Annotated in this window: 20 protein-coding genes; 7 read left to right on the top strand and 13 right to left on the bottom strand. The window is 40.5% G+C overall.

What is annotated here, in order from left to right; translation table 11 throughout:
- Positions 1 to 40: 40 nt before the first annotated feature.
- Both J4N25_RS15320 and J4N25_RS15325 read left to right on the top strand, forming a co-directional pair.
- Positions 41 to 1,231: a prolipoprotein diacylglyceryl transferase gene (locus J4N25_RS15320; RefSeq protein WP_207422666.1), complete on the top strand. Its 1,191-nt coding sequence runs from the start codon at positions 41 to 43 to the stop codon at positions 1,229 to 1,231.
- 65 nt (positions 1,232 to 1,296) lie between these two features.
- The gene (locus J4N25_RS15325) at positions 1,297 to 2,091 is read left to right on the top strand and encodes an inositol monophosphatase family protein (RefSeq protein WP_207422667.1); all 795 of its coding nucleotides are present in this window, start codon (positions 1,297 to 1,299) and stop codon (positions 2,089 to 2,091) included.
- 78 nt (positions 2,092 to 2,169) lie between these two features.
- Here the strand turns inward: J4N25_RS15325 and J4N25_RS15330 are convergent, their stop codons facing one another.
- Positions 2,170 to 2,565 carry an SRPBCC family protein gene (locus J4N25_RS15330; protein ID WP_207422668.1) on the bottom strand — a complete coding sequence of 132 codons (396 nt, stop codon included), beginning with the start codon at positions 2,563 to 2,565 and terminating at the stop codon, positions 2,170 to 2,172.
- A gap of 112 nt (positions 2,566 to 2,677) precedes the next feature.
- Positions 2,678 to 3,337 (bottom strand): orotate phosphoribosyltransferase, encoded by a 660-nt coding sequence (gene pyrE / locus J4N25_RS15335; RefSeq protein ID WP_207422669.1) that lies wholly within the window; start codon positions 3,335 to 3,337, stop codon positions 2,678 to 2,680.
- A 7-nt stretch (positions 3,338 to 3,344) separates the two neighbouring features.
- On the opposite strand from pyrE, the gene J4N25_RS15340 reads away from it, so the two are divergent.
- A complete protein-coding gene (locus J4N25_RS15340; RefSeq protein ID WP_207422670.1) occupies positions 3,345 to 3,950 on the top strand; it encodes an NUDIX hydrolase in 606 nt (201 codons plus the stop codon).
- A 22-nt stretch (positions 3,951 to 3,972) separates the two neighbouring features.
- On the opposite strand, the gene coaD is transcribed toward J4N25_RS15340, so the two are convergent.
- From coaD to J4N25_RS15355, 3 genes are read right to left on the bottom strand one after another with little or no spacing between them, the layout of a single operon-like run.
- Positions 3,973 to 4,434 carry a pantetheine-phosphate adenylyltransferase gene (gene coaD / locus J4N25_RS15345; RefSeq protein ID WP_207422671.1) on the bottom strand — a complete coding sequence of 154 codons (462 nt, stop codon included), beginning with the start codon at positions 4,432 to 4,434 and terminating at the stop codon, positions 3,973 to 3,975.
- A 40-nt stretch (positions 4,435 to 4,474) separates the two neighbouring features.
- A complete protein-coding gene (locus J4N25_RS15350; protein ID WP_207422672.1) occupies positions 4,475 to 5,020 on the bottom strand; it encodes an RsmD family RNA methyltransferase in 546 nt (181 codons plus the stop codon).
- Positions 5,011 to 5,841, bottom strand: coding sequence for a DUF3822 family protein (locus J4N25_RS15355; protein ID WP_207422673.1), 831 nt, complete (start codon positions 5,839 to 5,841; stop codon positions 5,011 to 5,013). The genes J4N25_RS15350 and J4N25_RS15355 overlap by 10 nt, the downstream gene beginning before the upstream one ends.
- Positions 5,842 to 5,882: 41 nt before the next feature.
- Here J4N25_RS15355 and J4N25_RS15360 point away from each other — a divergent pair, with 41 nt between their 5' ends.
- Positions 5,883 to 7,292, top strand: a complete 1,410-nt coding sequence (locus tag J4N25_RS15360; RefSeq protein ID WP_207422674.1) for an ATP-dependent DNA helicase — start codon at positions 5,883 to 5,885, stop codon at positions 7,290 to 7,292.
- Here the strand turns inward: J4N25_RS15360 and J4N25_RS15365 are convergent.
- On the bottom strand, positions 7,285 to 8,667 hold the full coding sequence (locus J4N25_RS15365) for a sensor histidine kinase (RefSeq protein ID WP_207422675.1): 1,383 nt from the start codon (positions 8,665 to 8,667) through the stop codon (positions 7,285 to 7,287). The two genes, J4N25_RS15360 and J4N25_RS15365, sit on opposite strands and share 8 nt — an antisense overlap.
- A gap of 184 nt (positions 8,668 to 8,851) precedes the next feature.
- Entirely contained in the window at positions 8,852 to 9,700 is an 849-nt protein-coding gene (gene accD, locus J4N25_RS15370) for an acetyl-CoA carboxylase, carboxyltransferase subunit beta (RefSeq protein WP_207422676.1), read from the bottom strand.
- A 146-nt stretch (positions 9,701 to 9,846) separates the two neighbouring features.
- Here accD and fbaA point away from each other — a divergent pair, with 146 nt between their 5' ends.
- On the top strand, positions 9,847 to 10,926 hold the full coding sequence (gene fbaA / locus J4N25_RS15375; protein WP_207422677.1) for a class II fructose-bisphosphate aldolase: 1,080 nt from the start codon (positions 9,847 to 9,849) through the stop codon (positions 10,924 to 10,926).
- Positions 10,927 to 11,046: 120 nt separating this feature from the next.
- Positions 11,047 to 11,478, top strand: a complete 432-nt coding sequence (locus tag J4N25_RS15380; RefSeq protein ID WP_207422678.1) for a GNAT family N-acetyltransferase — start codon at positions 11,047 to 11,049, stop codon at positions 11,476 to 11,478.
- A 56-nt stretch (positions 11,479 to 11,534) separates the two neighbouring features.
- On the opposite strand, the gene J4N25_RS15385 is transcribed toward J4N25_RS15380, so the two are convergent.
- The 4 genes from J4N25_RS15385 to J4N25_RS15400 form a co-directional block, all read right to left on the bottom strand.
- Entirely contained in the window at positions 11,535 to 12,866 is a 1,332-nt protein-coding gene (locus J4N25_RS15385) for an NAD(P)/FAD-dependent oxidoreductase (RefSeq protein ID WP_207422679.1), read from the bottom strand.
- A 178-nt stretch (positions 12,867 to 13,044) separates the two neighbouring features.
- Positions 13,045 to 16,044 carry a protein translocase subunit SecDF gene (gene secDF / locus J4N25_RS15390; RefSeq protein WP_207422680.1) on the bottom strand — a complete coding sequence of 1,000 codons (3,000 nt, stop codon included), beginning with the start codon at positions 16,042 to 16,044 and terminating at the stop codon, positions 13,045 to 13,047.
- A gap of 122 nt (positions 16,045 to 16,166) precedes the next feature.
- Positions 16,167 to 16,652, bottom strand: coding sequence for a dihydrofolate reductase (locus J4N25_RS15395; protein ID WP_207422681.1), 486 nt, complete (start codon positions 16,650 to 16,652; stop codon positions 16,167 to 16,169).
- 26 nt (positions 16,653 to 16,678) lie between these two features.
- Positions 16,679 to 17,473 carry a thymidylate synthase gene (locus tag J4N25_RS15400; protein WP_207422682.1) on the bottom strand — a complete coding sequence of 265 codons (795 nt, stop codon included), beginning with the start codon at positions 17,471 to 17,473 and terminating at the stop codon, positions 16,679 to 16,681.
- A 120-nt stretch (positions 17,474 to 17,593) separates the two neighbouring features.
- Here J4N25_RS15400 and ispE point away from each other — a divergent pair, with 120 nt between their 5' ends.
- Positions 17,594 to 18,397, top strand: coding sequence for a 4-(cytidine 5'-diphospho)-2-C-methyl-D-erythritol kinase (gene ispE / locus J4N25_RS15405; RefSeq protein ID WP_207422683.1), 804 nt, complete (start codon positions 17,594 to 17,596; stop codon positions 18,395 to 18,397).
- Between the two features lie 47 nt (positions 18,398 to 18,444).
- Here ispE and J4N25_RS15410 read toward each other — a convergent pair whose 3' ends face one another.
- Together J4N25_RS15410 and J4N25_RS15415 are read right to left on the bottom strand one after the other, a co-directional pair.
- The gene (locus tag J4N25_RS15410; RefSeq protein WP_207422684.1) at positions 18,445 to 18,750 is read right to left on the bottom strand and encodes a hypothetical protein; all 306 of its coding nucleotides are present in this window, start codon (positions 18,748 to 18,750) and stop codon (positions 18,445 to 18,447) included.
- Between the two features lie 2 nt (positions 18,751 to 18,752).
- Positions 18,753 to 21,383: a TolB family protein gene (locus tag J4N25_RS15415; RefSeq protein WP_207422685.1), complete on the bottom strand. Its 2,631-nt coding sequence runs from the start codon at positions 21,381 to 21,383 to the stop codon at positions 18,753 to 18,755.
- Positions 21,384 to 21,499 lie beyond the last annotated feature (116 nt).

Genomic DNA, 21,499 nt, shown 5'->3' on the forward strand with positions numbered 1-21,499 from the left:
TGCTTTTCGCTTTCCCCTTTCCATTCTTTATCTTAGCCGCATGTTTCCTACGCTATCTTATTTAATAGAATACTTAACAGGTATAAACATTCCCTTGCCTATACAAACCTTCGGCTTTTTTGTAGCACTGGCTTTTATGGCAGGATACTGGGCTTTTTCAGAGGAACTTAAAAGGAAGGAAGCTCTGGGACTTATACATCCTTTTACTCAGAAAGTGAAAGTAGGGGAGCCTGCCACTACATCCGAGCTTATAGTTAACGCTGTCTTTGGATTCGTTGTTGGTTACAAGTTGTTATATGGGATTTTAAATTACTCTGATTTTGTAAATAACCCTCAGGAGTTTATTCTTTCAACAAATGGTAATTTCATTGGAGGCATTCTTCTTGCTGCTCTTTTTGCTTATCTCGCTTACTCGGATAAGAAAAAGAATGCGCTTGATAAGCCGCGAGTGGTAGAGGAAACCGTGCATCCATATCAGCTAATGAGCAATATGATCGTATGGGCTGCAGTGTGGGGGTTTCTCGGAGCTAAGATCTTCCACAATCTCGAATATTGGGACGATTTTATGAGAGATCCTATAGAAGGGCTTCTGTCTTTTAGTGGCTTAACGTTCTATGGTGGTTTAATCTGCGGAGGTGCAGCTGTATTATACATTGCTAATAAGAATGGTATAAAGCCCATTCACATGCTTGATGTTGGCGGTCCTGGAATGATGCTCGCTTATGCGGTTGGCCGTATTGGTTGTCACATGTCCGGAGATGGAGATTGGGGTCTTCCCACACCCTCTGCTAAACCTGGATGGTTGAGCTGGGCGCCAGACTGGGTATGGTCCTTCAAATATCCCCACAATGTGATCAATGAAGGAGTTCCTATTCCGGGTTGTGAGGGAAGGTTTTGCCATGAACTTCCGGTGGGAGTTTACCCTACGCCATTTTACGAAGTGATCATGTGTTTAATTCTTTTCGCTATTCTTTGGTCTCTCAGAAAACGAATTCATGCCGTGGGTCTTATGTGGTTCCTTTATCTGATCTTAAATGGCATAGAACGGTTTTTAATAGAACATATTCGTGTTAATTCCCTTTATCATGCATTTGGAATGGCTTTCACACAGGCGCAGCTTATTTCATTCATTATGGTTCTGACAGGAGTAATTGGCTCTATATGGGCTATTAATAATCATCGCAAAACCCGTATGGGCGGAAGCTTGCAAACAGAGGGTAAAAGAAATTAGCGGTTCTTTGCGACCGATGAACAGCAAATTAAATATTCTCAAAAAAAAACATCTATAGCATAAAAATGGATCTACAAAGTTTAACAACCGAAGTAATCGTACTGGCGAAAGAAGTAGGAGGTTTTATACGTGAAGAAGCACAAAAGTTTGACGCAGACAGCATAGAATACAAAGGATATAATAACCTTGTCTCTTACGTGGATAAGACTGCAGAAGAGAAGATCGTAGCAAGGTTGTCTCAGTTATTACCTGAAGCAGGATATATCACCGAAGAAGAGACAATAAACAAAAAGGGTGAGGTGTATAACTGGATCGTTGACCCTTTAGATGGTACTACTAATTTCATCCATGGCTTACCGATCTTCTCCGTCAGTATCGCTCTGGAGCAAAATAAAGAGTTAGTTCTGGGCGTAGTGTATGAAGTGAACCTTAACGAATGCTTCTATGCCTGGAAGGATGGCGGGGCATTTTTGAATGGTAAGAAGATAAAGGTTACTAAGAATACAGAGTTGAATCAAACGTTGTTGGCTACAGGTTTTCCTTACTATAATTTCGAGAAGGAAAATCAGTATCTGAATGTAGTGCGTGAGTTTATGCAGCAGAGCCATGGAATTAGAAGAATGGGTTCAGCAGCAGTAGATATGGCTTACGTGGCATGTGGCAGATTCGACGGCTATTTCGAGTACAATATTAATCTCTATGATATTGCTGCTGGCGTAGTGATCGTTCGTGAAGCAGGAGGGACAGCCTTTAACTTTGCCGGAGATGATGAGTTTTTCGTTTCCCGGGAAGTTATAGCGAGCAACGGCTTAGTAGGGGAGGCTATGAAAGAGGTTATTCAGCGTAACTTTAATGCTTAGCAAGCGGTATTTGTTATAGTAAAAGAGAGCTAGTCTTCGGGTTAGCTCTCTTTTTATTTAAAGACCTTCCTGTTTTTATTAAACAACTCTTGCAAGGGTAGCTGTCTGCTGATTTACTAGCTTCTGCAGGGGACCGCTTGCCATCATCTTCATCATCATATTCAATTCTGCCGATAGAGTAATCACGGCTTCGGTAGTACCATCATGCAGGTCGACCACTACCCATCGCATATCTACGTTAAAAGGAACATCTGCTGCAGGAACGATGATGATACTGCTGTTCTCAATACGATTTGAAATTTTAAGGGCAAGATTCGCCATTCCCTGAACCGTAAAATTGGCACTGTCTCGATCTGAAGTCCAGTTAGTGATACTATCAGGCATTAACTGCTTATGGTTGTTGAAGTCAGACAAGAATTGGTACACTGCCGAAACTGGTCTGTTAATTCTTACTTTGCTTTCAAAGACTGTCATCTTGTTTTTTCTATTAGATATTCAATAATCGGCCGAGGCTTTATAAAACTAAAAAGACCTATAAGTTTGACGCTTATAGGTCTAAAGACCGTTTTATTTTATTTGTTTTTAATTATGTCGTTTTTTCAAGGCTATTTCCCCATTCGTTAGGGTTGATACGCCATTTACGTAATAACTCCTGATCGGCGTTATTAATGTAACTGTTTTCCGAAGCAAATTGAATTAATGCCTCGTAATTAGAAAGGGTTGAGAACCTGCATTTAGCTGCCTTGAAATTCTCTGTGGCGCTGTCAAGTCCGTAGCTGAAAATAGCTACAAGTCCGGCAACATCACATCCAGCCTCACGTAGTGCGCTGACTGCCTGTAAACTGCTTTTTCCTGTCGATATAAGGTCTTCTACAATTACAACACGCTGACCTGCAAATACCTCACCTTCAATAAGACTTCCTGTTCCGTGTTCTTTTGGTTTTGATCTTACATAAGCGAAAGGAAGTCCAAGCTCCTGAGCAACTAAAACACCCTGAGGTATACCAGCCGTTGCTACTCCTGCAATTAGGCCAACAGAACCAAACTCTTCCTGAACAAGGGCAGACAACTGCTGACGGATATATGTTCTGATAGAAGGATGAGATAGAGTTACACGGTTGTCGCAATAAATCGGAGATTTAATTCCGGATGCCCATGTAAAAGGTTTGTTGGGTTGTAATTTAATTGCTTTAATTTGTAACAAAAACTCGGCAACTTTCTTTTCAGTCTCACTTTTGTTGATCATGGTGCAAATGTATAAAAACTATAAGACTTATATTAATGATACTCTCTTAATTATCGCTGATTTTGTGCCTGAGGGCATTGGAAGTTTTCAACAAATAGAGATCAATACGTTTGATTTTAAGAGCTTCTACAAGCTGGTTAAGACTATGCCTGCCTCTACTTATTTGATCTTAGCTAAAGATCCTAAAAAGGCGTTCCGGAAAATTCGTAGTTCATTTGGAGTTATTCTTGCAGCAGGGGGCGTAGTTCAAAACGAAAAAGATGAGTACCTTTTCATCTTTAGAAAAGGAAAATGGGACCTTCCAAAAGGTAAGCTGGACGAAGGCGAAAAAACTAAAAAGGCAGCAGTGAGGGAAGTTGAAGAAGAATGTGGCATAAAGGTTTCTAAGCTGGGCGATAAGGCTTGTAATACCTGGCATGTATATGAGGAGCGTGGTCAGATCGTTTTCAAGAAAACGGCATGGTATTATATGAAGGCTAAGAACCAAAAACTTATTCCTCAGCTGGAAGAAGATATTACCGACGCCCGCTGGATCGCTCCTGCAGATTTTGGAATCGTGGAAAGAAATACTTTTCCCCTTATCAAGGAAATTATTAATCTGTTAAAGGTCTGAAAATTCAGAGGTGTAAGTAAGTTTAGAGGTAGGGCAAAGCTTCTTTCGGAATAAACTTGCTTACATCTCCTTTATGGCGCAGTATGTCTCTAACGATGGTGGAGCTTATGGAAGAATAGCCTGGATTACTAAGAATAAATATGCTTTCTATGGACGGCTCTAATGCATGATTCATTTGTGCAATAGCCTTCTCGTATTCAAAATCTGAAACGGTCCTTATTCCTCTTAGCAGGTAAGTGGCTCCTGTCTCCCTGCAAAAGTCGATAGTTAAACCTTCATAGGTTTTTACCTCTACCGTAGGTTCGTCGGCAAAAACTGCTTCTAATATTTGGATCCTGGTTTCAAGCGACAGCATTGGTTGTTTTGTGCTGTTCTTTCCAATACCAATGATCACTTTGTCGAAAAGGGAGATAGACCTTTTTAGAATATCGACATGGGCAATAGTAACCGGATCAAACGACCCTGGAAATAAAGCTGTTTTCATGCTGCTAAAGGTAAAAGCTTTTTATGGGAAATTCCATTTTTTAAGTCGTTTCCTTCAGTTCGAAAAAGCTGAAGGAGGAGTAGCCGTATTTGCGCTGTTCTACGAAGTTAGGGTGGTTATCCAGCCTCTTTACAGTAGGGTGTTCAACAATTAAAAGACCTGAAGGATTAAGTAAGCCTTTTTTAAAAACTAACTCCGGTATCAGTGGTATCTGGGGTATGTCGAAAGGGGGATCTGCAAAAATTAGGTCAAACCTTTCTGTCTCCTGCTCAAGGAATTTAAACACATCCGCCCTGTTGGCTTTTATTGCATCCAGGTTATGCTGTTTAGCTGTATTCTTGAGAAAGTTATAGCAACCAGTATTTTTATCTACAGATATCACTTCCTTACATCCGCGTGAAGCAAATTCAAGGGAAAGGTTGCCTGTGCCGCTGAACAGATCAAGCACTCTGAGGTCTTCAAAATCGTACTGATTGATCAGGATATTGAACAATGCTTCTTTAGCCATGTCGGTTGTAGGACGGACCGGTAAATTAGCTGGAGGAGTTATCCGTATGCCTTTTAATTTTCCTCCAATTATTCGCATAAGTACAAATTGAAGAGAGTAAAGAACTGGTGCCCGGGCACGCCGCTAAAGGTATTACCTAACTTTGCAAGGCGGATATTGCTAGCGAAAGAGATCTTATTATAGTATTTCTCAACCCGTTTATATAACAGATTTTCTTTGTCAATGTCTCCGGCTAGGATCACTTCGAAGTCTGTTTCCGTAAGTCCGAGCTGTTGGAGGACGAACAGCAGATAATAATTGAAATCATCTGGGGAGTGCAATTGGAAGATATTATAGAAACGGACTAGATGATTGTCTATGATCAACAACTCGAAAGAAGAGTCATTGAACTGAAGAATAAGCTTCTCTCCCTGGTAATTGTACATCATCCCATCTATAAGGGGTTCTGCTTGAGAATAAATGTGCGCGTTCGGATAACTTTCAAACAATGTTTCAGTCAGCTCCTCCTGAAGAGCGAACGCATTTCTAATTTCAGCTTTTTTAATATGGTTCACCTGAACCTTATCAGAAGCATTCTTTGCAAACAGAGCTTTATAAATAGCGAGGTTGGACGCTGAGTAAAGCTCGTCTGGAATAAAGGTGAAATTGAACGTTTCTGTCAAAATCTTAACCGCTTTGTAAGGCTGCTTCAGGTATTCATTTTCCGATAGCAGCTCGTCGATAGTCTCAGTAAGGGACATGTCTAAAGAGGTATCGAAAAGTACGGAAACTTGTTTACTAGCGTTAATAATAGCATACGAAAGCCTTTTGGGGCTTACTTTTATCAGTAATTCAGACTGTTCGGCCTGGCTTAAATCGAAGTTATAGTCTTTAAGGTGAATCGTACCTATGTTATTCATTACAGCAAAACTAATTATTTAATTGTGCATTTTTACATTTCATGAATTTTGCATCGCTGCTTAACACTCAGTTTTCCAATACTCCTACCCAACAACAACTGGAAGTTTTCCAACAACTTGAACGTTTTGTACATTCTCAGGCTGGCGAGGAATGCTTTGTATTGCGGGGTTATGCCGGGACTGGAAAGACCACAATAATTGGAGCCTTAGTGAAAGCCCTTCCCCGGGCCGGTATGAAAACTGTATTACTTGCACCTACCGGACGGGCAGCCAAAGTGATCTCTAACTATTCGGGTAAAAAGGCTTTCACTGTTCACAAAAGGATTTACAGGAAGAAGTCGGCAATGGATTTAAACGGAGGCTTTGTGCTCGGGCAAAACGTGTCGGTTGATACTGTATTTATTGTTGATGAAGCCTCCATGATCTCAGACGAGTCCGCCGATTTTAGCAGTAATAGCCTACTTGCAGATCTCATCGAATATGTTTTTATGGGGGAGAACTGCAAATTGATGTTGGTGGGTGATACCGCTCAGCTGCCACCGGTAGGCTCTCAGAGCAGTCCCGCACTCGATGTTAAATATTTGAAGGATAACTTTTATTTGAATCTTTTCACCTACGAGCTTACTGACGTGGTAAGGCAGCAAAAGACTTCAGGGATCCTGTACAACGCTACAAATATCCGGGAGTTGATCAGGATGGAGCAGGAGCTTTTTCCACAGTTGAATGTAAAAGGCTATAGGGATATCTATAGTATGACAGGCGAGAAGCTCCCCGAAGGTTTGCATTATGCGTATGACAAATATGGAATAGAGAATTCCCTTGTCATTTGTCGTTCCAACAAGAGCGCAAACAATTACAATCAGCAGATCAGGAACAGGATATTGTACAGGGAGGAAGAGCTGACAGGGGGAGACTATCTGATGGTAGTTCGGAATAATTATTACTGGCTGCAACAGCAGAATGAAAACAATACTTCTTTTATAGCTAATGGTGATATAGCTAAAGTGAGGAGGATGCGGAATATAGAGGAACTTTACGGCTTTCGCTTCGCCAATGTAGTACTAGAATTTATTGATTACCCTGATGAAGAGCCTTTAACATGCAAGATCTTGCTGGATACACTTTATACTGAAAGTCCTAATCTCTCCGGGGCTGATAATTCAAGGTTCTATCACGCGGTAATGGAAGACTATGCTGACATCCCCGATAAGAGAAAGAGGCTGGAGGAATTGAAGAAAAACCCGTACTATAACGCTTTGCAGGTTAAGTTTGCTTATGCTGTTACTTGCCATAAAGCTCAGGGCGGACAGTGGGATGCTGTGTTTATAGACCAGGGGTATCTGACCGAGGAGATGCTGAACACAGACTTCTTAAGATGGTTATATACCGCGGTAACCCGCCCAACTAAGGAATTATTCCTTGTTAACTTCAGTCACAATTTCTTTAGTTGAAATTGATGGTGAAAGTAGTGCCCTGATCCGGGATACTATCTACCTCTATCGTTCCTCCCATGGCCACCACCTGAGCTTTGGTTATATATAGTCCAACTCCTTTACTATTGGTATTACTATGGAAGGTTTGGTAGATACCAAAAATGTTTTCGCCGTGCTTCTTAAGATCTATTCCTAACCCGTTATCTCTAACCTCCATAAATATGCGACCATTATTGGTGAAGGTCTTCACCGAAATATGAGGCGCTCGTTTAGTGCTCCTGTACTTTATTGCGTTAGTGATCAAATTTTGAAGAATACTCTCAAGGTAGCTCTTCGGGTATTTAATGGATGGGGCTTCTGAAAAGTCGTAGTTCAAGGTAACGTTGGATTTTTTAATATCCGCAGAAAGGTTTTTGACCACCTGACTGTAAACCTGCTTGAAATTCAGTTGTTCGTGCACAGCATAAGACTCGTGTTTACTACGCAGCATTTCGATAAGATCATCCAGCTTAACAATCAAGTTGTCTGCTACTTCTTTGATGATATCCATCAGGTTGTTCTTTTCATCTTCCTCCTCAGACTCCTCGTACAATTGAAGAAGAGCAATAAGGTTTACACCAGGCGACCGAAGGTCGTGAGAGGCCACATAGGCGAATCGTTCCAGCTCGTGATTCTGTTTAATCAAATCCTGACTCAAACTTTGGAGTTCACTCTTTTGATCTTCGAGTATCTGGTTCTTTTTTTCGACTTCCTTAAATAGCTCAGAGATCTTCTCCCGGTTCTGCACAATGCTGATGAGCGATGAAATAACTATGACCAGCAACACCCAATTACTAATTACAGAAAAGACCTGCGTTCGGCGGGTTAGCTTCTCTATGGATGCATTGTTTTTGCTTAGTTTTTCTTTCTCTATTGTCGTGATCCGCTTTATAATCTGTCGCAGCTCTTCCATTGTTTTTTGGCTGGAGATGCTTTGCACTTTTAATAGAGCATTTGCTGATTGTCCCTTATTGTGAAGAATAATAGTCTCCGCCAGTTCATCCCTTTTGATTTTAATGAATTGATTTAATCTAAGAAGGTTTTTGTGCTGGGCAGGATTATCTGTTAAGGCAGAATAGAGATTGAGGTAAACAGTATTTAAGCCTTTGTCGGCCTCCTTGTATGGCCGAAGGTAAGAAGTGTCGTTAGTTAACAAGTATGCTCTCTGGCCTGCTTCTGCATCCTTTATATTCTCCAGTAGGAAGTTGGTTGTTTCAATAACCTCGTAGGTTTTTCTCGACGCTTCGTAATTCCTTGCGTTCCTTGAGGATTGCATTAGAAAAAATATCGTATTCACTACAATGATGACAATTGTAGCCCCAATTAAGTAGTAAATGCTTTGGGCATTCTTCATAGTCAGGTTTATAGAAAGTGCGGGAGCTTTGTTTCGTAAGTTATTATAATTCCCATTGGGGCATAATATACGAACAATCCCGAGGAAGCCTCGTAATTATCTCACTATCGGCTTGGAAAAATGGTTAAGTTGATTGATCTGAAAGAAGTAACATGCCATTTCCTTTAGAAATGGCATGTTTAATTTAGTTAGTATATACCATTTTAATGAATGTAGACAACTTATCTTTCATTTCTCGTCTGTCTACAATAAAATCAAGGAAGCCATGTTCAAGAACAAATTCGGAGGTCTGGAAGCCTTTTGGAAGATCCTTCTTAATAGTTTCCTTAATAACACGAGGTCCTGCAAATCCTATTAATGCCCCTGGTTCAGCGATATTTATATCTCCTAGCATTGCATATGAGGCAGTAACTCCACCTGTTGTTGGATCTGTCATCAAAGATATGTAGGGGATCCCAGCTTTTGACAAAAGAGCCAATTTAGCCGACGTTTTTGCCATTTGCATTAAGGAAAATGCAGCTTCCATCATTCGGGCACCGCCAGATTTGGATATAAGCAGGAAGGGGATCTTGTGCTCTATACTATAATCAATAGACCTGGCGATCTTTTCGCCAACAACAGAACCCATAGACCCGCCGATAAAGCTAAAATCCATACAAGCAACCACAAGATCTGCCCCATTGATCTTTCCATGTCCTGAACGAATAGCATCATTCAAACCTGTTTTTGTATAGCTTTCGGCTAATCTTTCTGTATATTTCTTAGAGTCAGAAAAATTTAAAGGGTCTCCTGATTTTAGATTAGCAAAAAGTTCTGTAAACTGGTTATCGTCGAAAAGTATTGAAAAGTATTCTTTAGATCCTATTCTTAAATGGTAACTACAGTATTGGCAAACGTATTTATGTTCCACCTGCTCAGCATAATGCAATGGTTTCTTACATTGCGGACATTTATTCCAAATGCCATCAGGTGCTTCTTTTTTATCTTCCGTAGAAGTGAAAATTCCTTTTTTCTCTCTTTTAAACCAAGCCATGTCTTTGGAAATAAGCGGGTACAAATAAACGAATTTTTTAAGAAAAGGATAGTTTTATTATCAAGTACACAGAAATTTCTGATTTTGGTCACTTATACTAAAACTAAAATTTATATTTTCGGCTTTTAGTAAAGAGGAAAAAACAAATGAATCTAAAAAATTACAAAGGAGTACTTTACGGCGACGCTGTACAGGAACTATTTGAACAGGCGAAGAAACACCAATTCGCATTACCTGCTGTAAACGTTATTGGAACGAATTCCATCAATGCAGTAATGGAGACAGCAAAAGCTGTTAATTCACCGGTAATTATTCAGCTTTCAAATGGTGGTGCACAATTTTTCGCTGGTAAATCTCTTAATAATGAGAAGCTTGATGCATGCATCCTTGGAGCAGTTTCTGCAGCTCGTCACGTGCATTTGCTTGCCGAGCACTACGGAGTAGCTGTAATCCTTCACACAGATCATGCTGCCAAGAAATTACTACCCTGGATTGATGGAATGTTAGCTCATGGAGAGCGCTTCCACCAACAAACTGGTAAGCCTTTATTCTCTTCACACATGCTTGATCTATCTGAGGAGCCAATCGAAGAAAATATAGAGATCAGCAAAAAATACCTTGAGCGCATGAAAGCTCTAGGGATGACTATCGAAATCGAGCTTGGTGTAACAGGTGGAGAGGAAGATGGTGTAGATAACTCGGACGTAGACAGCTCTAAACTCTATACTCAACCAGAAGAAGTAGCATACGCTTATAAAGAATTAAGCACAGTTAGCCATAGATTTACAATCGCTGCGGCTTTCGGTAATGTCCATGGTGTTTATAAGCCAGGTAATGTGAAATTACAACCTGTGATCCTTAAAAATTCTCAGGATTACCTGAAGAATGAATTAGGTTTAGAGGCAGAAAAGCCGATCAATTTCGTATTCCATGGTGGTTCCGGTTCTTCTCAGGAAGAGATCAGAGAGGCAATCTCTTACGGAGCGATCAAAATGAATATCGATACAGATATGCAATGGGCATTCTGGGAAGGAATTCACGATTACTACGAAGCGAAGAAAGACTATCTTCAGGGACAAATCGGAAATCCTGAGGGTCCGGATTCTCCAAACAAAAAATACTATGATCCACGTGTTTGGTTACGTAAAGGCGAAGAAACTTTTGTTAAACGCTTAACTCAGGCATTTTCTGATCTAAACTGTTTAGATGTTAATTCTAAATTGTAATTAGTTTAAAATGATTAATCTAACCCCCGTTGATGCTCAACGGGGGTTATTTTTTGAACATACTTTAGAGAGAGGAGTTTTCCTACAACATATGCAAATAAGGTAATCCAAGACATCAACATGGAGAATAAAGAAATTCAGGTAATTAAGGTGAATAGTCAGGAAAATCTAGAGACCGTATTTGCTATTCGAAGGGAGGTTTTTGTAGAGGAGCAACATTGTCCCCCGGAACTGGAATGGGAATTTGAAGAAGAATCTGTGCATTTTCTTGCTACAGTAAGTTCGGAGCCAGCAGGGGCGGCACGATGGAGACAAACAGAAAAAGGGTATAAGCTCGAACGCTTCGCAGTTTTAAAAGAATTTAGAGGAATGGGAGTAGGGCAGAAGCTCGTTGAGGCTGTTCTTACAGATTTACCCTCAAATGCGGAATACGTGTACCTTCATGCACAAGTAACCGCGATGGGATTGTATAAAAAGCTAAATTTTGTGGCTGAAGGAGACTTGTTTGAAGAAGCTGGTATACAGCATTATAAGATGGTACTGAGCAAATAGCAATATTGGAAATAAAATAATATGCCTGACTTATTGCCAGGCATATTATTTTATTTCTAGAATACGGTTTGTCCTTTTTGGCTTTTTTCATACGGCTCTTCCTCTATAAGGGGCTTACGCTTAAATTTACCAATGATTAAACGGGTTCCTCTGTCTAAACTAAAGTAACTCCATACCCAGTTTACAAAAACAACAAGCTTATTTCTGAATCCAACAAGGGTGATCAAGTGAACGAACATCCATACAAACCAGGCGAATACACCTTGGAAGCGAATTTTACCTATATCAACAACGGCTCTGTTACGTCCTACTGTTGCCATAGATCCCTTGTCAAAATACTTAAACGGCTCCGGATCTTCATTGTTAAAGATCTTCAGGATGTTCTTTGCAAGGTGTTTCCCCTGTTGTACTGCTACAGGTGCTACTCCTGGATGTCCGTTCGGAAATCCTTCTGTTTGCATTGCAGCACAGTCGCCGATAGCAAAGATGTCTTTAAATCCGTCGATGCGATTAAACTCATCCACCTTAATTCTTCCACCACGCACTATCTTATCCTGAGGTATACCTTCAGGGAATGCTCCCTTTACCCCTGCAGACCACAAGACGTTTTTAGTAATAATGTCCTGACCGTTTGAAAGCTTGATCACTTCACCATCATAGGAGTTTAGCTTAACGTCAGTAAGTACTGTAACACCCATCTCTGTAAGGAATTCGCGGGCATGACTTTGAGATTGAGGAGACATCGGGCCTAGAAGAACCGGTGCACCTTCAACCAGGTAGATATGTACCTGAGAAATATCTAGTTCCGGATAATCTTTTTTGAGGACGTGCCTTTTCAACTCAGATAATGCACCAGATAATTCTACCCCTGTCGGACCTCCACCTACAACTACGAAATTTAGCAGTCCCGCTTTTTTTGCAGGATCTGTTTCAATCAGTGATTGTTCCAGATTTTGCAGTAGCATATTCCTAAGGTTCAATGCTTCCGGGATAGATTTCATCGGCATTGTGTAATGCTCCAGCTCTTTTGATCCAAAGTAATTGGAGTCAGATCCAGTAGCCAGGATCAGGTAATCATAGAAGAATTCGCCGATCGTAGTAGTGATTGCTTTTCTTTCCGGATGTATTTTCTTTACTTCTGCAACACGGAAGCTGAAGTTTTTCTGTCCCTTAAATATTTTACGTAATGGAAATGCGATAGAATCAGCTTCAAGTCCGCCTGTAGCAACCTGATACAATAAAGGCTGAAATGTATGATAATTATGCTTGTCGAGCATTAGTACCTGTACATCTTTGTCCCTTAGATTTTTTGCTAATTGAATACCACCAAATCCACCACCAACGATTACTACTTTAGGGAAATTTGTTGAAGTGTTTCTTATTTCCATTTTTAGAATTTACAAGAACCTAATATTATTATAACCTTGATAAAGCTAAAATGTTGTGAGGTTGTGAACTTCTCAACAAAATTTACTTTTTGTTATATTTTTTGCAAAAATACGGTTTTTCTGTTAATAAAAAAGGCCTTTGCATTTGCAAAGGCCTTTCTTGTTGAATTTAATTTCCTTATTGTTTTTCTAATACCGGTGCTTTTGCCGCTTTTTTCTCCCTGATTAGCTCTACCACAAAAGGAGTAGCTACGAATAGAGAAGAATAAGTACCGAAAATAACACCGATTAACATTGCGAATGAGAAGCCTCTAAGGATCTCTCCCCCAAAGATGAAGATGATGATCAATACGGCAATTACACAGATACCTGTAACAACAGTACGGCTTAAGGTACTATTCAAGGCATTGTTAATTACTGTTGGCATGTCTTCGTCTTTAGAATGATGCTGATCAATGTACTCTCTTACACGGTCAAATACTACTACTGTATCATTGATCGAGTATCCCATTACGGTAAGGATCGCAGCAATAAACGCCTGATCAATATCTAATGAAAATGGAACAATACCGTTTAGTAAGGAGAATAATGCAAGTAACACTAAAACGTCATGGGCTAATGCTACGATTGCAGAAACCCCGAACTGCCATCTGCGGAAACGAACAAAAATATACAGGAAGATAATTACGATAGTTGCAATTACTGAATAGATCGCAGATACTTTAATGTCGTGCGCAATAGTAGGACCTACTTTCTGAGCATCTTTAATCTCATAGTTCGGGCTGATCTTTTTCAAGCCATCGTTCAGTTTTTTGGTTACTTCAGCTTCAGCTTGCTCTGATGACTCATCCACGCGGTAAGACGTTGTAATCTTTACCTCATTAGCAGAACCGTAAGTTTTTACCTCCGGAGCTACGCCAAATTCAGCCTCTAATGCATTACGAACATCGCCTACTTTTGCAGTTTTATCAAACTCAACAAAGTATGAGCGACCGCCCTTGAAGTCAACCCCCAGACTAAAACCTCTAGTGAAAATTGATACTAAACCAGCAAGAATGATTATGCTGGAGAAAATATAGAATTTCTTTCTACCTGCAATAAAGTCAAACTTAGAATCTTTGAAAAGATTTTGAGTTGCTTTGATAGAGAAGCTAATATCCTGTTGTTTGGAAAGCATCCATTCGAAAATTAAACGGGTGATGAAGATCGCCGCGAATAATGAAGTAAGGATACCGATCATAAGGGTAGTTGCGAATCCTACAATAGGACCGCTACCAAAAATATAAAGGATTACACCGGTTAAGAATGTAGTAATGTTTGAGTCAAGGATAGAAGACATCGCTTTTCTGAATCCTTCAGCGATAGCTAGGCGAGTTCCTTTACCTTCGGCAAGCTCTTCACGAACGCGTTCGTAAATAAGTACGTTAGCGTCAACCGACATACCCAGGGATAGAACGATACCGGCAATACCAGGTAAAGTTAATACGGCACCTAGTGATGCAAGTACTCCGATAAGGAAGAAAAGGTTCACCAAAAGGGCAATGTTCGCCACCCATCCAGCTTTACTATAATATAGAGCCATGAAAACAAGGATCACAATAACCCCTGCAATAGATGAGATCAAGCCTTTATTGATGGATTCTAAACCTAAAGATGGTCCTACGACATACTCACTTGCAATTTTCGCTGGAGCAGGTAAACGGCCAGCTTTAAGAACGTTGGCAAGGTCTTTTGTGTCTTCAGGTGTAAAGTTTCCAGTTATAGAAGAACTACCGCCTGAAATTTCGTTTTGGACAGTAGGAGCAGAGTATACATAGTTATCCAGCACAATCGCCACAGCCTTGTTGTCTGCTTTGTTGTTAGGATCTCCCGCTGCGTCACGAGTAATACGAGCCCATTGAGAAGCTCCAACAGAGTTCATGTACATCAACACCTCGTTGTTACCTCTCTGGTCAACATCTGCCCGTGCATCACTGATCACGTCTCCCTCAAGAGCAGGACCATTGGTGAAACCAGATGTTTTTAAAGCATAAAGCTCAAATACTTTAGTCTCTTCGCTGATCGGCTTAACTGACCATAGTAACCTAACGTTTGGAGGTACAATAGAACGAACCGCAGGTGAATTGAAATATGAATTGATCTTTGCAGTGTCTTTTTGAGCTGCATATCCTACAACGGCACCTGGGCGAAGACCTTGCTGACCGTTTTCAGCCTGATACGTAGCAGGAGCTAGAACCGCAAACAGTGGATTTTGTCTTGCTTGTTCAGCCTGATTAACATTTAGCGAATCTTTTCCCTTAGTTGCTGCACCTTTCTTGTTCCCAAGGTTGGCAAGCTTTCCACCTGCACTTGCTGTATCAGTAGCAGCTTTAGCGGATGCTGTAGTATCAGCTGATTTTTGAGAAGCAGCGATTGTTTTATTAACGTTCTCAAGCAAAGGGAAGATCTCTGCGTTTTCGTAGGTTTCCCAGAACTGCAATTTGGCAGATCCCTGAAGAAGTTTACGAACACGTGGGATGTCTACACTTGAAACACCTGGAAGTTCAATTAAGATCCTGTTTGTTCCCTGTTGTTGCTGAATGTTAGGAGAGGTTACTCCGAACTTATCGATACGGGTACGAAGGATATTGAAAGACCTGTCGATAGCATCTTTCGCTTGGTTTTGCAAGAAAGATAGAACATCCCCATTGCTTGCATCAGGCTTTATAAATGCAGCATTTTCTTTAGTTGAAAAAATTGAAGCCAGCTTACCGTTTGGATTTAGCTTCTCATACTCCTGTCCGAACAGGGTAATGAAATCCGTTTGCGAAGACTTTTGTCTTTCTGTTGCGTTTTTTAACGCCTGGTTGAAAGCCTGGTCAGGATTGTTATTGGAAAGATTCTTCACCAACTCGGTTAAAGAGATCTCCATCGTAACGTTCATACCACCCTCAAGGTCCAAACCTAGAGGAATCTCATTCTCTTTAACTTTAGAATAAGTGAATTTAGTGAAGCCAAGGTTATACACCGGCTGGGTAGCCATAGAATCGAGATAGGCTCTTTCTCTGGCAGGATCCCCCTTTGCATACTCCTTTGCATCTTTTTCAACTTTGTTAGCTACCCACGTAAACGACAGGGCATATAAACACCCGATCGTTAATGCTATAGCTACGAATTTAATCAATCCTTTACCTTGCATTTTAGTTTAGTAATAATTATAGAATATCTTATTTGTTAATAAGCCTTTTTTTGATAAGACGGCAAATCTAACTAAATTTTTGTTTTATAAAATTGTTAATTCAGAAAATATCAGGGGTTGCGTTAGCCCTTTTTAAGGGTTAAAAAGGAATAGCTGAAATCAGTTTTTTCGTCGGGTTGATGATCTTCCCGCTCTACCTCCTGCCACTGATTATTATCTAATTCTGGAAAGAAAGTGTCTGCTTCAAAAGCCTTATCAATTTTGGTTAAATACACCTTGTTTAATATAGTTAGCGCTTGTCTGAAAATGTCCGCACCTCCAATTATAAAAACCTCCTCCTCACCTTCAGCAAGTTTGACTGCCTGATCAAGGGAATCGGCTGTTTCTGCATCCTGGAGGGTGTAGCCAGGATTTCTGCTAATAACGATATTTCGTCGATTTGGAAGAGCTTTTTCCATGCTTTCATAGGTCTTCCTACCCATAATTACCGTGTGCCCTGACGTTATCTTTTTAAAACGCTTAAGGTCTGCCGGGAAGTGTACCAGGAGCTTATTTTCTTTTCCTATGCCGTTATTGGCATCTACCACCACTACTGCCGAGAGTATCATTTAATTTTATTTTAATTAAGAACTGATTAGACGGCAACAGGAGCCTTGATATGAGGATGATGTTCGTAGTTCTCCAACGTAAAATCCTCGAACTTGAAATCGAAGATCTCTTTAACTTCAGGATTCAGTTTCATCAGAGGCAGGGGTTTTGGGTCTCTGCTTAGTTGAAGCCGGGTCTGCTCCAGGTGATTGTTGTATAAATGTGCATCACCCAAGGTATGGATAAATTCTCCTGGTTTAAGATTGCATACCTGCGCCACCATCATGGTCAGCAAAGCGTAAGATGCAATATTGAAGGGTACACCTAAAAAGATATCTGCACTTCTTTGGTATAGCTGGCAGCTTAGCTTTCCATCTGCAACATAGAATTGGAAGAAGCTATGGCAGGGGGGAAGCTTCATTTTGTCAACATCAGCAACATTCCATGCCGAAACGATAAGTCGCCTGGAATCCGGATTGTTCCTGATCTGATTGATCACCTGGGTGATCTGGTCTATATGTCTGCCGTCGGGGGTAGGCCATGACCTCCACTGGTAGCCGTACACGGGTCCAAGTTCTCCGTTCTCGTCCGCCCATTCATCCCAAATGCTCACGCCATTGTCTTTAAGGTATTTTATATTAGTGTCGCCCTTCAGGAACCAGATCAGTTCGTGAATAATGGAACGCAGGTGCAGTTTCTTTGTAGTTACTAGAGGAAAGCCTTCCTCCAGATTAAAACGCATTTGATATCCAAAAACGCTTATTGTTCCGGTACCGGTCCTGTCATGTTTTTGTGTGCCGTTTTCCAGCACGTGCTTCATTAAATCAAGATATTGTTTCATTTTTTTTCCTCAGCCCATGCCTGCAGCTTTTGCTTTTACTCCCAGGTGGTTTACCTTATCCCACAAAGAAAATGTATTTTTACGGTCCTGCGAAAAATTGATATAACATTTCTGTATTAGATGATAGTTTTCCCCAACGCTAAGATTAACATAGGTCTCAATATACTAAATAGACGAACCGATGGTTACCATAATCTCGAAACCGTTTTTTACCCGATCCAGATAAAGGATGCTCTGGAGGTAATTCAATCTGAGGAATTAAGTTTTACCGCCACGGGGATTGAAATTCCTGGCCATGCTAATGAAAATCTCTGTCTTAAGGCCTGGCATTTATTAAAAAATGATTTTGATATTCCTTCTGTTGGGATGCATCTGCATAAAGGAATCCCTATTGGCGCGGGACTAGGTGGTGGTTCTGCTGATGCCGCTTTTTTTATTCGTTTAATGAATGAGAAGTTCGAGCTGGGTTTAAGCTTAGAGAAGATGCAAGCCTATGCGAGGCAATTGGGGGCCGACTGCGCTTTCTTTATCAAAAACGAACCTGTCTTTGCTTTTGGCAAAGGTGATGAATTTGAGGAAGTTCTTTTATCTCTTAAATCCTACTATCTGGTTCTAGTAATGCCCCCTGTCCATGTTTCAACCGGAGAGGCCTACCGGGGTGTAAAACCGCAGAGCCCTGAAAGATCATTAAAGGAACTGATAGAACTACCGGTAGGGGAGTGGAAGTATCACATCAAGAATGATTTCGAAGCATCAATATTCAATAACCACCCTTCAATACGAGGTGTAAAGTCAGCCTTGTATGAAGCAGGAGCGCTGTATTCGTCAATGAGCGGCAGTGGAGCTTCTGTTTATGGAATTTTTAAAGAAGAAATTTCCTTACCTGAATTAGAGATAGGTAATCAGGTATTCTATAATATTTGACAAGGTGTCTGGACGGTATGGCCTGGCAGGCTACCGTCCAATCCTCATTAGCTAATATAATCCCGGTCTTCCTCACTAAGGGTGGAAGTCTTTTTTAGATAAGGAGCTGTTTCGTCTTCGTCCACCTCATCCCTATAAGTTTCTTCTGCATCATGTTTTGAAGCTTTACGTGAAGATCCAGATCTTACTATAAGTCCCAGAATAAACCCTGCAGCAAGCATTGAACCAAGTACCCCCAGCTTCGGAAACTTGTGTTCTCCAAAAAGCCAAAGGTTCATATCATCGGTGTTATTTACCAGAATAGCAGTGACTGCAGCTGTAATTATAATTATGAAAACCGTCTTTGCCCTCATCTTTAAAAACTATAAGTCGCCATGAATTCGAATATAGGATTTTGATTAGGTTTCTCATTCAAAAAAATAATTCTTTCGCCAATATCGAAATTGGGAAGATAAAATCTTAGTAAGTTCATATCAGCTCTTAATTCCATTCCAAAAGATTTCGGGACGAATTCGTTTCCTCGTTTCACATCCTGGAAGTCTGAGAAAAATCCACCTTTAATTCTTTTTATATAGGCTAGGGGACCGAGCTCCCAGTCGGGGTAGAAGATTGGAAATCGATAGTTGAGAAGAAGGGTGTTGTCGGGCCGGCTTGATGTTCTTGAAAAACCGAATCCTCTAATTCTTTGAATGTCGATCGTGTTGTTGTAATCGCCATTTGATTTCTGCCAGTTGAAGGCTGCCTGAAAAGAATGATTTCTGAACAACCCTGGGAAAAAGAATGAGCTTTTGAAGGTAAAAAGATCTCCTTTGAAAAAGTTCTCGAATGGAAAATGCCGGTAATCCAAAGTAATACTCTGGGCCCATTTTGGAGCGAGATCTCTTGAGCTTCTTATACTGGTTCTTCTTGCATAAAACTGATAGTGCATCGGGAATTTTATCTCTGTTGGCAATGCTTGGAAGGGACGATCAATATGATACTTCCGGGAGTAGCTGGTCCCGGTTCTAAACCCTGCACTGTACCCATAATTAAATCTATTGAAGTTGAAGGGGATTGTTACCTCTCCTTTGATTTCATGTTCCCGCCAGGTAACAGGTGTAGTTTCTCCCTTTCGATAAATAAAGCCAGCAGAGTTAGTGTAGTCAATGGAAAGAACAGGATAATACTTTTTAAATTCGATTCCCGCACCGTATTCACTCTTCTTTAAATTGGAGTTATATTGGTAATCCCCATAAACACCAACTGTATTTAATTTATTATCAGACCGCAGTTCCAGTCCTGTGATTCCGTCACCCGCAAGCGGATAAATGCTATGGAAATAGAACAAGTTTTTAAGCTGAAGATCGGAGTAGTGTTTCGAGCTGAATCTTTTGTCAGGGATGCTGTCGAATACATCATCTTCTCCTTCCTGGTAATATATAGGCCTGGAATAATCAACAAAGGTATTTTCTACTTTCTTAATGTTCTCTCCCATTTTCGGGTTCCAGTCGAGTGCAGAAATATCGTGTCCTTTGTAAATAAAATTGTTAAATAAAAGCCGCTGCCTCTGGGTATCAAAAGATGGATTAAAGGCTCCAAGTCTGGACGAGGTTATTTGGTAGATTTCGCCATTCGTATCTAAGCGGTACAAATTATCTAATCCGTTGAAATGTGCCTTAAAAACGATCTGCTCATTTACGTAAATTGGTTTTAGTATCTCTTGCAATTGTAGGGGGATCAATTGCCGGAAGACTCCTGTTTTTCTATCTAGCTCAAAGAGGGTCTTTCCAGCAGTTGCGATACCTACCATCACAAGTTTGTCTCCTGACGAATTGAAGGACGGCATCTGTAACATGTAGTTTTGAGGACTAGAATATCGTTTTATTTCTTTACCCGATTGGACGTCCAACTCTACAATAGAGATACGATTGGAATACGATATATCTACTGCTGCGATAACATCTGTCTGGGGAGAAATGGCAGGAGCAAACATTCTTGAGCGATGTGTTAGTTGTTTCGCTTTTCTCGTTTTTATGTCGTAAATATTAATGACGTTGAAGGACTGCTGTTGGTATCTGGATGACGTTCTGGTCTCGTCCCACACGACCTTTCCTGAGCTGTAGTTAAACCAGATATTTTCCTGATATCCTATTCTAAAAACCTTTTCTGATTTTCCAGTTTTATCCATTATATAAAAAGACGGAGTCTCGGCTTTGCTTTCCTTTAGAAACAAAATTTTCCCGTTTTCAAGAGCAGTGGGAAAATGAAAATGAGATGGAACTTCATCTGTTCTTTTATTTAATGAGGAATATGTATTCGAGTTGTTTTTATTAACCTGATCCTGCCATAGATCTCTGAGCTCAGACATAGTTGAGTCGTGCAGTTTTTTTGTTGTGAGACCTGTGTATTTTTTAATCGAGTTACTAAGGTTATAGGGGCGAATAGGGAAGGAGGCCATACGGGAAAACAGGCTATCCATAATTCCACCTCCCTTGTTCCGTCTTAGTTTTGAATTCATAAAATGTCCTAGCTGATAGTAGCCGGGTGTGAAATCTTTGTACGAACCAAAATAGTTTTTTGAATAGCTAAAGTTTCTTTTGTTTAACAGATTAGATCGAAGGTATATGGGCCATTCAGGCTGTTTTCCCCGGCCGGCTTTTGTTAAGGATGTTTCGATATTTACAGCGTCTCCCTCGTAAAACCAAGGTGGTAAGTTTATTCCAAAAACAGCTAATGCAAGTGTCTCGAAAACTGGTGAATTGTACCTTCCCGTGAGTTTGTCAAATTGTACTATGTGCCGAAGTTCATGTACTGCCAAACTGTTCAACCAATTTTGGAAATCGAACCCTTGTGAGGGCATTGTATAGAACTCGGATCGTCTTGGAGCTAGTTGTACAAAACCATTCGAAGTTGTGCCTTGGTTCTGTAGAATAATGCTTATTTTCTTTGGTTTTTTGTTTAAGGATTTGCTCACTCTGGAGATTATACCTTCGAATGTGTTAGCCATTCTTTGTGCTTCAATCTCAATGTCCAATGGGTAAATGATCTGAAAGTTTTCTGTGTTAATTTGTCGCCATTTTAGCGAAGGAGGGTTCTGATCCGCGGAAAAGACTTGAGAAAAAG

The organism is Desertivirga brevis, assembly GCF_017355835.1.

Bases quoted from the DNA above. Each gene is read 5' to 3' on its own strand.
- J4N25_RS15320 (WP_207422666.1), top strand. From the start codon at position 41: ATGTTTCCTACGCTATCTTATTTAATAGAATACTTAACAGGTATAAAC.
- J4N25_RS15325 (WP_207422667.1), top strand. From the start codon at position 1,297: ATGGATCTACAAAGTTTAACAACCGAAGTAATCGTACTGGCGAAAGAA.
- J4N25_RS15330 (WP_207422668.1), bottom strand. From the start codon at position 2,565: ATGACAGTCTTTGAAAGCAAAGTAAGAATTAACAGACCAGTTTCGGCA.
- pyrE (WP_207422669.1), bottom strand. From the start codon at position 3,337: ATGATCAACAAAAGTGAGACTGAAAAGAAAGTTGCCGAGTTTTTGTTA.
- J4N25_RS15340 (WP_207422670.1), top strand. From the start codon at position 3,345: ATGTATAAAAACTATAAGACTTATATTAATGATACTCTCTTAATTATC.
- coaD (WP_207422671.1), bottom strand. From the start codon at position 4,434: ATGAAAACAGCTTTATTTCCAGGGTCGTTTGATCCGGTTACTATTGCC.
- J4N25_RS15350 (WP_207422672.1), bottom strand. From the start codon at position 5,020: ATGCGAATAATTGGAGGAAAATTAAAAGGCATACGGATAACTCCTCCA.
- J4N25_RS15355 (WP_207422673.1), bottom strand. From the start codon at position 5,841: ATGAATAACATAGGTACGATTCACCTTAAAGACTATAACTTCGATTTA.
- J4N25_RS15360 (WP_207422674.1), top strand. From the start codon at position 5,883: ATGAATTTTGCATCGCTGCTTAACACTCAGTTTTCCAATACTCCTACC.
- J4N25_RS15365 (WP_207422675.1), bottom strand. From the start codon at position 8,667: ATGAAGAATGCCCAAAGCATTTACTACTTAATTGGGGCTACAATTGTC.
- accD (WP_207422676.1), bottom strand. From the start codon at position 9,700: ATGGCTTGGTTTAAAAGAGAGAAAAAAGGAATTTTCACTTCTACGGAA.
- fbaA (WP_207422677.1), top strand. From the start codon at position 9,847: ATGAATCTAAAAAATTACAAAGGAGTACTTTACGGCGACGCTGTACAG.
- J4N25_RS15380 (WP_207422678.1), top strand. From the start codon at position 11,047: ATGGAGAATAAAGAAATTCAGGTAATTAAGGTGAATAGTCAGGAAAAT.
- J4N25_RS15385 (WP_207422679.1), bottom strand. From the start codon at position 12,866: ATGGAAATAAGAAACACTTCAACAAATTTCCCTAAAGTAGTAATCGTT.
- secDF (WP_207422680.1), bottom strand. From the start codon at position 16,044: ATGCAAGGTAAAGGATTGATTAAATTCGTAGCTATAGCATTAACGATC.
- J4N25_RS15395 (WP_207422681.1), bottom strand. From the start codon at position 16,652: ATGATACTCTCGGCAGTAGTGGTGGTAGATGCCAATAACGGCATAGGA.
- J4N25_RS15400 (WP_207422682.1), bottom strand. From the start codon at position 17,473: ATGAAACAATATCTTGATTTAATGAAGCACGTGCTGGAAAACGGCACA.
- ispE (WP_207422683.1), top strand. From the start codon at position 17,594: ATGATAGTTTTCCCCAACGCTAAGATTAACATAGGTCTCAATATACTA.
- J4N25_RS15410 (WP_207422684.1), bottom strand. From the start codon at position 18,750: ATGAGGGCAAAGACGGTTTTCATAATTATAATTACAGCTGCAGTCACT.
- J4N25_RS15415 (WP_207422685.1), bottom strand. From the start codon at position 21,383: ATGGCTAACACATTCGAAGGTATAATCTCCAGAGTGAGCAAATCCTTA.